The organism is Pseudomonas sp. PB105 (assembly GCF_009764655.1).
GTDB classification, from domain to species: Bacteria; Pseudomonadota; Gammaproteobacteria; order Pseudomonadales; family Pseudomonadaceae; genus Aquipseudomonas; species Aquipseudomonas cyclaminis.
The window spans coordinates 26654-33824 of the sequence record NZ_RWIO01000065.1 but is presented as its reverse complement, the minus strand read 5'-3'; the positions used below and the strand labels follow the sequence as shown (position 1 = coordinate 33824).

The 7171-nt window shown below is 55.6% G+C and carries 5 protein-coding genes and 2 rRNA genes; 3 read left to right on the top strand and 4 right to left on the bottom strand.

Annotated features, from left to right (window positions below):
* Positions 1 to 110 (top strand): 5S ribosomal RNA (gene rrf / locus EJD88_RS17330); the annotation flags it as partial.
* A 108-nt stretch (positions 111 to 218) separates the two neighbouring features.
* Positions 219 to 334: ribosomal RNA gene (rrf, locus tag EJD88_RS17325) — 5S ribosomal RNA — on the top strand.
* Positions 335 to 417: 83 nt separating this feature from the next.
* Here rrf (EJD88_RS17325) and EJD88_RS17320 read toward each other — a convergent pair.
* The 3 genes from EJD88_RS17320 to EJD88_RS17310 all read right to left on the bottom strand — a co-directional run bounded on the left by EJD88_RS17320 (position 418) and on the right by EJD88_RS17310 (position 4497).
* Positions 418 to 2913 (bottom strand): TonB-dependent siderophore receptor, encoded by a 2496-nt coding sequence (locus EJD88_RS17320; protein ID WP_158878579.1) that lies wholly within the window; start codon positions 2911 to 2913, stop codon positions 418 to 420.
* 92 nt (positions 2914 to 3005) lie between these two features.
* Positions 3006 to 3989 carry a FecR domain-containing protein gene (locus EJD88_RS17315; RefSeq protein WP_158878578.1) on the bottom strand — a complete coding sequence of 328 codons (984 nt, stop codon included), beginning with the start codon at positions 3987 to 3989 and terminating at the stop codon, positions 3006 to 3008.
* Positions 3973 to 4497, bottom strand: a complete 525-nt coding sequence (locus EJD88_RS17310; RefSeq protein WP_158878577.1) for a sigma-70 family RNA polymerase sigma factor — start codon at positions 4495 to 4497, stop codon at positions 3973 to 3975. The genes EJD88_RS17315 and EJD88_RS17310 overlap by 17 nt, the downstream gene beginning before the upstream one ends.
* 280 nt (positions 4498 to 4777) lie before the next feature.
* Between EJD88_RS17310 and EJD88_RS17305 the strand changes: the two genes are divergently transcribed.
* A complete protein-coding gene (locus tag EJD88_RS17305; RefSeq protein WP_099584297.1) occupies positions 4778 to 6658 on the top strand; it encodes a methyl-accepting chemotaxis protein in 1881 nt (626 codons plus the stop codon).
* Positions 6659 to 6695: 37 nt separating this feature from the next.
* Here EJD88_RS17305 and EJD88_RS17300 read toward each other — a convergent pair whose 3' ends face one another.
* A complete protein-coding gene (locus EJD88_RS17300; protein WP_099584298.1) occupies positions 6696 to 7160 on the bottom strand; it encodes an SRPBCC family protein in 465 nt (154 codons plus the stop codon).
* Positions 7161 to 7171: the final 11 nt, after the last annotated feature.

The following is a 7171-nucleotide window of genomic DNA, read 5'->3' as shown; positions in this document are numbered from 1 at the left end:
GACCATAGAGCATTGGAACCACCTGATCCCATCCCGAACTCAGTAGTGAAACGATGCATCGCCGATGGTAGTGTGGGGTTTCCCCATGTGAGAGTAGGTCATCGTCAAGATTAAATTCCAGAACCCCATTTGCAAAAGCAGATGGGGTTTTGTTTTATGTAGAAACTCATGAATTTCATCGGAGCGATGCTAACGCAACGGTCCGATACACAGAATTTCTTGACGACCATAGAGCATTGGAACCACCTGATCCCATCCCGAACTCAGCAGTGAAACGATGCATCGCCGATGGTAGTGTGGGGTTTCCCCATGTGAGAGTAGGTCATCGTCAAGATTAAATTCCGAAACCCCTGTCTGTTAAACAGACAGGGGTTTTGTCGTTTAGAGCCGCTGGTGGGTGTGGTCCCCAGTAACGGATCAGAACTGGTAACTGACGGTCGCGCTCAAGTTACGTTTCTCTCCTAGATAGCAGAAGTTCAGACTGGCACAGGACGCTACATAAGTTTCATTGGTCAAATTGTTCGCATTAAGCCGCACATCCACGCCCTTCAAACCGACCTTACCTAAGTCATATCCTACCGACGCGTCGTACAGCGTATAGGAAGGCACCTTCATCGTATTCTCCGCATCTGCCCAGCTATAACCTACATACCGCACGCCACCTCCAAGCCTCAACCCATCCAGTGCGCCAATCTCAAACTTATAGTCAGCCCAGATCGACGCCATATGACGAGGTGCCTGCGTCGGCGAGTTACCCTTGTTCTCAATCAGATTGTCAGCAGTGCTCAAGGTACTCACCATCGACTTGGAGTACTCGATATCGGTAAAGGTATAGCTGCCCAAGAGCTTGAGGTTATCGGTTAGCTGCATGTGCGCCTCCAATTCCAGCCCCTGCGAGCGCACAGCGCCGACACCACGATAGAAGTTTTCCTGCGGTAGCTTGGTTGCCAGATTTTCCTGATCGATGCGAAACCACGATGCCGTGAACAAGTTTTCGGTGCCTGGCGGCTGATACTTCAACCCCACTTCCCACTGTGTCCCATCGGTAGGTGCCAGCGGAGTGCCTGCACTGTCGGAATAGGAGTTGGGATTGAACGACTCGGAGTAGCTGACATAGGGTGCCAGGCCACTATCAAACAGGTACAACGCACCTGCGCGTCCAGTAAGTTTAGTGCGCTTATCACTGATCTCAGTACCCGCTGGCCGATTCGTCTCTGCAACGCGGTTTTCGTCAGAGGTCTGTACCCAGTCCTGACGCAACCCCAATGAAAACCGCCATTTATCCATTTCGATCAGGTCTTGCAGATAAACCCCAGTCTGCTCTAACCGTCGTAGATAGCTGGTAGGGCTGTAATAGCTGATAGCGGAGTTGCCGTAGGTGGGGTTAAACGCATTGATTGGCTCAAGCGATCCACTCGTCCAATCCACCACTGTTTTACGCCGTTGATAGTCCGCACCCACCAGCGTGGTGTGCTTGGTCGCCCCAGTAAAAAATTCAGCCTGCAACATGTTGTCGATGATGAATGCATGCAGCTTCTCATCACCGCCCGAGTAATAGCGATTCAGCTCATTACTGGTCGGAGTGGTCCAGCCATAGGCGTACACCTGATCCAATTGCACCTTGGAATCCAGGTAGCGAAAGTTCTGTCGTGCGGTTAACACATCATCGAAGCGATGCTCAAACTGATAGCCGAACGACTGCTGGTCTCGCTTGTAGCCGTCAACTCCGGGCTCACCTTCAAAGAAGTGGTTGGAGATTCGCTGCCCATTGCGCTGATGCAGTGTGCCATCCGCTGGCATCCCGCTGTGATAGCCGCCATCAGGATCATGCTGAAGATAGGCCTGTAACGTCAGTGAAGTATCGTCGGTAAAGTCGATGCTCAGAGTTGGCGCCAATGCGTAGCGCTTCTCCTTGGCGTAGTCGAATTGGGTGTCGGATTTATCCGCCAGCCCTGTCAGTCGATAGGCGATGCGCTTGTCTTCATCCACTGGGCCGCTGAAGTCAAATCCCATCCCCCGTTGCCCGTTGCTTCCCACTGTTGCTTGAACCTGGTGATAAGGCTCGAACAGCGGCTTCTTGCTGGTCAGTGCCACTAGGCCGCCGGGCGAGCTGCGCCCATACAGTACCGAGGAAGGCCCCTTGAGAATGTCCACGCGCTCCAGGAAATACGGATCAACTTGCATCGTGCTATAGGTGCCGCTGTCCCCCATGGACTTCAAACCATCAAGGTAAATGTTATCCACCGAGCCATCATTGAAACCGCGCATCGCCACGTAGTCATACCGATGCGTTGCGCCATAAGGGTTGGTCAGCACGCCAGGTGTGTAACGCATGGCTTGGGAAACGGTCTGGGAGCCTTGGTCATCCATTTGCTCACGCGTCACTACCGAAACCGATTGCGAGGTCTCCAGTAGGGCGGTGCTAGTCTTGGTAGCGATCTGGCTGTGAGTCGCGTTGTAGCCTTCCATGCTCCCAAGGGCATTGCCCAAGGCGAAACCCTTGATGTCGGTGGTCGGTAGAGTCAGCGCGTTGCTTTCCGGCAGCACCTGCAAGACAAAGCTGACACCGTCTCCGGATACTGCCTGCAACCCTGTGCCTTCTAGCAGACGAGTAAAACCCTGCTCGGCAGAGTAGTCACCTTTTAGCCCCACCGACTGCCGGCCCTGAGTTTGTGCAGGCGTGCTGGACAGAGTAATGCCAGCCCGTCGAGAGAACTCATTGAGCACCTCGCTCAGCGGTCCTGCAGGTATCTCGTAGTGTTGATTAACCAGCTCTGCGCTGCCTTCTGCGGCCAAGACAGTGATCGGCACCGTACTGATACCCAGCGCCGTAGATAGCAATGCTGCGCGTATGGCTTGACCCAATAGGGGGTAGGAAGAGTCGCAAGTATTGCGGTGAAAACACACAGGCATGATCAAGATCCGTAGAGGCCGGTAAGGGCAGATTGATTGGCTTACTGACTAAGCCGGACTCTGGGGAAAAAGCCGCCAAAAAAAGTAAAAAATCAGACCCTCCGCTCCAGGCTCACCCACCAAGGCGTGCGATAGCGCACGTGTACCGGCAGTGTGCGCGCAAGTATCGCCAGCAACTTATCGGTGTCCTCCAGACGGAACACACCCGATAGCCGTAAATCTGCAATATCCATCGAGCAGCCCAAATGGCCAGGGCGATAACGCCCAACTTCTGAAAGGAAATCGGCGAGTCGCATATTTCGAGTCACAATCAGCCCATCCGCCCACGCAGCAACGTCCATATCCGGTGGAGGAACAAGCATGGCTTCGGTCTGACGCAGGAGGTAACTCTCTCCCGCGCGAACGCGCGTCGAAAGTCCATCAGGTCTGTGAGGTGAGTGAATCACTACATTACCGCTGACCACATTCAAGCGTGTGCAGTCGTTGTCCTGGCGAACGGTAAAGCGCCCTTCGATGCCTTCGAGCAAGCCATGGCGCGTTTGAACCAACAAGGGGGCAGACAAAGCAGCGCCGCAGGTCACCAGGATTTCCCCACGCACCAATGTGATCAGATGCTGCAGCGCTTTGAAATCCAGGTCTACCGCACTGTCTGTGTTGAGTTGCAGGCGAGTGCCCTCGGGCAGTTGCATGCTGCGGCGCTCGCCGGTGGCTGTTGCGAAGTCAGAAGTCCAGCGCTGCCAACCGCTCAGATCCCGGCTTACCCATACCGCCGAACCCACCAACAGTGCTCCGGACAATAGCTTCAGCGCCTGCCGCCGCCCAAGGCCCTGAGCACTGTTTTCCAGTGCCCTGTGCGTCTCGGGGATCGCGGTCAGCTGGCTATTCAGCTCCTGCTGCAGCGCCTGAACCCGTTGCCAAGCCAGTTCATGATCATGATGAGCTTCGCGCCAGTGCTCACATTGCACGAGCAACTGAGTGTTGGCGCTGTTGTTACGCAAGCGCAGCATCCAACTGATAGCCTGCTTGACCACCCTAGGATCTGGACCGCAGCGTGTGGAGTTATCCATGGGTGCCATAACGCAGGACGTAGCAGTGATAAAGCGCCTCGGCGACATAACGCTCAACTGACCTCAGTGAGATACCCATCTGCTGCGCGATCAGTTTGTACGTTAGCCCATCACACTGGGCCATCAGAAATGCCTTACGCACCTTGGGTTTCAAGCCTTCCAAAAGCCGGGCGATCTCCTCCAGCAACTCCAGCACCGATACTCGCGCCTCAGCACTCGGCGCCAACGCTTCGGGCAGATGGGCGATTGATTCGAGATAGGCCCGTTCGATCTCCTCGCGGCGCCAGTGATCAATGACCAAACCTCGGGCAATTGTGCGCAAAAATGCCCGTGGCGCCTTGAGTTCAAAACGCTCGGTTCTCTGCAGCAGGCGTACGAAGGTGTCTTGAGCCAGGTCTGCAGCATCGGCTGCATTACCCAGGCGGCTGCGCAGCCAAGTGTTCAGCCAGTTGTGGTGGGTGCAGTAAAGCGCCTGCACAACGTTTTCTTCACACGAGATGTACTCAGAGGGCGGCATGTAAACGAGCTCGGCCAGACGGCACAAATGATAATTAGTCGCATTGTTTGATAGGCGGAAAAAATTTGCAACTCTGGTCCTTGTACGACAACCACTGGTCGGTTTCCTACTTAAAAAGAAGATCTTTCCCACAAACCCCTAAGTTTTGCTTCGACGTGGCCGAAAGCCTGATAAGCCATGTGTGCACCGAAATAGAGCGGCCTGAGAAGCTGCCGACACCGTTACATGGAATGCTCCATTCGGCCCGCTCACCCCCCTTTGGCAAAAAGAAGTCGATGAAATGAATCTCAAATTCAGTCATAAAATTTTGTTGGCCGCGTCAGGCGTTGTGGTTCTGGCCTTCGCGTTATTTACCCTTTACAACGACTATCTGCAGCGCAGCACCATCAAGCAGAACCTGGAGTCGTCTATTCAGCAGTCTGGTGAGCTCACCGCCAGCAGCGTGCAGAACTGGCTCAGCGGTCGAATATTGGTGCTCGAAAGCCTGACGCAAAACGTTGCCCACCAAGGCAGTGGGGCTGACCTCCCGGGGTTGGTCGATCAACCAGCGTTCACTTCGAACTTCCAGTTCACCTATGTTGGCCAAACTAACGGGGTGTTCACCCAGCGCCCGGACGCAAAGATGCCTGACGGTTACGACCCTCGTCAGCGTCCTTGGTACAAACAAGCTGTGGCTGCCGATAAACCCATGCTCACGCCGCCCTATATGGCCGCAGTGGGAGGGCAGATCGTAACGATCGCCATGCCGGTGAAAAAGAATGGCGAGTTGCTCGGCGTGGTCGGCGGAGACCTGAGCCTGCAAACCCTGGTGAAGATCATCAACTCGGTGGATTTCGGCGGTATCGGCCATGCGTTCCTGGTCAGCGGTGACGGCCAAGTCATCGTCAGCCCTGACGAAGACCAAGTGATGAAAAACCTCAAGGATATCTATCCTGGCATCAGCCTGCGCATCGAGAAACTTAACCAGGAGGTCGTCCTCAAAGGCCAGGATCGCATCCTGTCGTTCACGCCTATCAGTGGCTTGCCTGGTGCTGATTGGTATATCGGTCTGTCGATTGATAAAGACAAAGCCTACGCACCGCTGGGTAAATTCCGTACGTCCGCATTGATTGCCATGCTGATCGCCGTCGTCGCGATTGCCGTGCTCTTGAGCTTGCTGATCCAAGTGCTGCTGCGGCCCCTGACCACCATGGGTATTGCCATGCAGGACATTGCCCAAGGCGAGGGCGACCTGACCCGCCGCCTGGCGGTCACCAGCAAAGACGAGTTCGGAGAAGTGGGCAGTGCGTTCAACCGGTTCGTGGAGCGTATTCACGCCTCGATTTCCGAAGTGTCCTCAGCCACACGCCAGGTGCATGACTTGTCCCAGCGTGTGATGGCGTCATCCAATGCCTCGATCATCGGCTCTGACGAGCAGAGCGCACGCACCAACAGCGTGGCCGCAGCCATCAACGAGCTGGGCGCCGCTACCCAGGAAATCGCACGTAACGCCGCCGACGCTTCACAGCACGCCAGTGGTGCCAGCGAGCAGGCCGACGATGGGCGCAAAGTAGTTGAGCAAACCATCCTGGCAATGTCGGAGCTGTCGCAAAAGATCAGCCTGTCCTGCACCCAGATCGAAACTCTGAACGCCAGCACTGACAACATCGGCCACATCCTTGATGTGATCAAAGGTATTTCCCAGCAAACCAACCTGCTGGCATTGAACGCGGCCATCGAAGCGGCTCGTGCCGGTGAAGCAGGACGCGGATTTGCCGTGGTCGCTGATGAGGTGCGTAACCTGGCTCACCGTACCCAGGAGTCGGCTGAAGAGATTCATAAAATGATCACTTCGCTGCAAGTGGGTTCGCGTGAGGCAGTGACCACCATGAATGCCAGTCAGACCTCCAGTGAAGAAAGCGTTCAAGTGGCCAACCAGGCGGGCGAGCGCCTGGTCAGCGTTACGCAGCGAATCGTCGAGATCGACGGCATGAACCAGTCCGTCGCTGCGGCCACCGAGGAACAGACTGCCGTGGTGGAAACCCTCAACGTCGACATCAACCAGATCAACCTGCTGAACCAACAGGGCGTGACCAATCTCAACGAAACCCTGAAGGACTGCGATGCGCTCTCGCAACAAGCCAATCGGTTGAAGCAGCTGGTCGATAGCTTCAAGATTTGATCTGCCGAGTGTGTGGTAGGAGCGAGCGATTTCGCTCCTACCGCTTTGCCAGCAAGCGGCGGACATTCTCCAGGGCGCTGTCGACGAACCCCTGCACAAACTGTTCAAATCCCTCCTGCCCCTTGTCTTCGGGCTCGGCAATAACGGTCCAGGTTACCTTGGAGCACTGTTCTCCAAGTGCTTCTACGTTGATTGCCGCCCACAACCTGGCCACGCCCAGGGTGTTGTAGATCGTGGTCCAGGTCATGCGCATCGCATGCTCATCCCGGCTATTGAGCTGTTCCACCACGAGGTTGCCATCGTGGAAAAACTTCGTGCGCAACGCGCCCACACCGGCGCCGGTCATTTCGATATGCGTCAGGGCAGGAATGAATGCATCGAAGCCCCCGAACTGACCCACCGCGTTCCAGAGGTGGCTGGCAGGGCAATCGACCACGACGCAGGCGACGATCGGCACGCCGTTCGGGTTGCGGATTAACGTATCAGGTTGCAGCGGTTTCATGAGGTTGTCCT

Coding starts and splice junctions, on each gene's coding strand:
- EJD88_RS17305 (WP_099584297.1), top strand. CDS start 4,778: ATGAATCTCAAATTCAGTCATAAAATTTTGTTGGCCGCGTCAGGCGTT.
- EJD88_RS17315 (WP_158878578.1), bottom strand. CDS start 3,989: ATGGCACCCATGGATAACTCCACACGCTGCGGTCCAGATCCTAGGGTG.
- EJD88_RS17300 (WP_099584298.1), bottom strand. CDS start 7,160: ATGAAACCGCTGCAACCTGATACGTTAATCCGCAACCCGAACGGCGTG.
- EJD88_RS17320 (WP_158878579.1), bottom strand. CDS start 2,913: ATGCCTGTGTGTTTTCACCGCAATACTTGCGACTCTTCCTACCCCCTA.
- EJD88_RS17310 (WP_158878577.1), bottom strand. CDS start 4,497: ATGCCGCCCTCTGAGTACATCTCGTGTGAAGAAAACGTTGTGCAGGCG.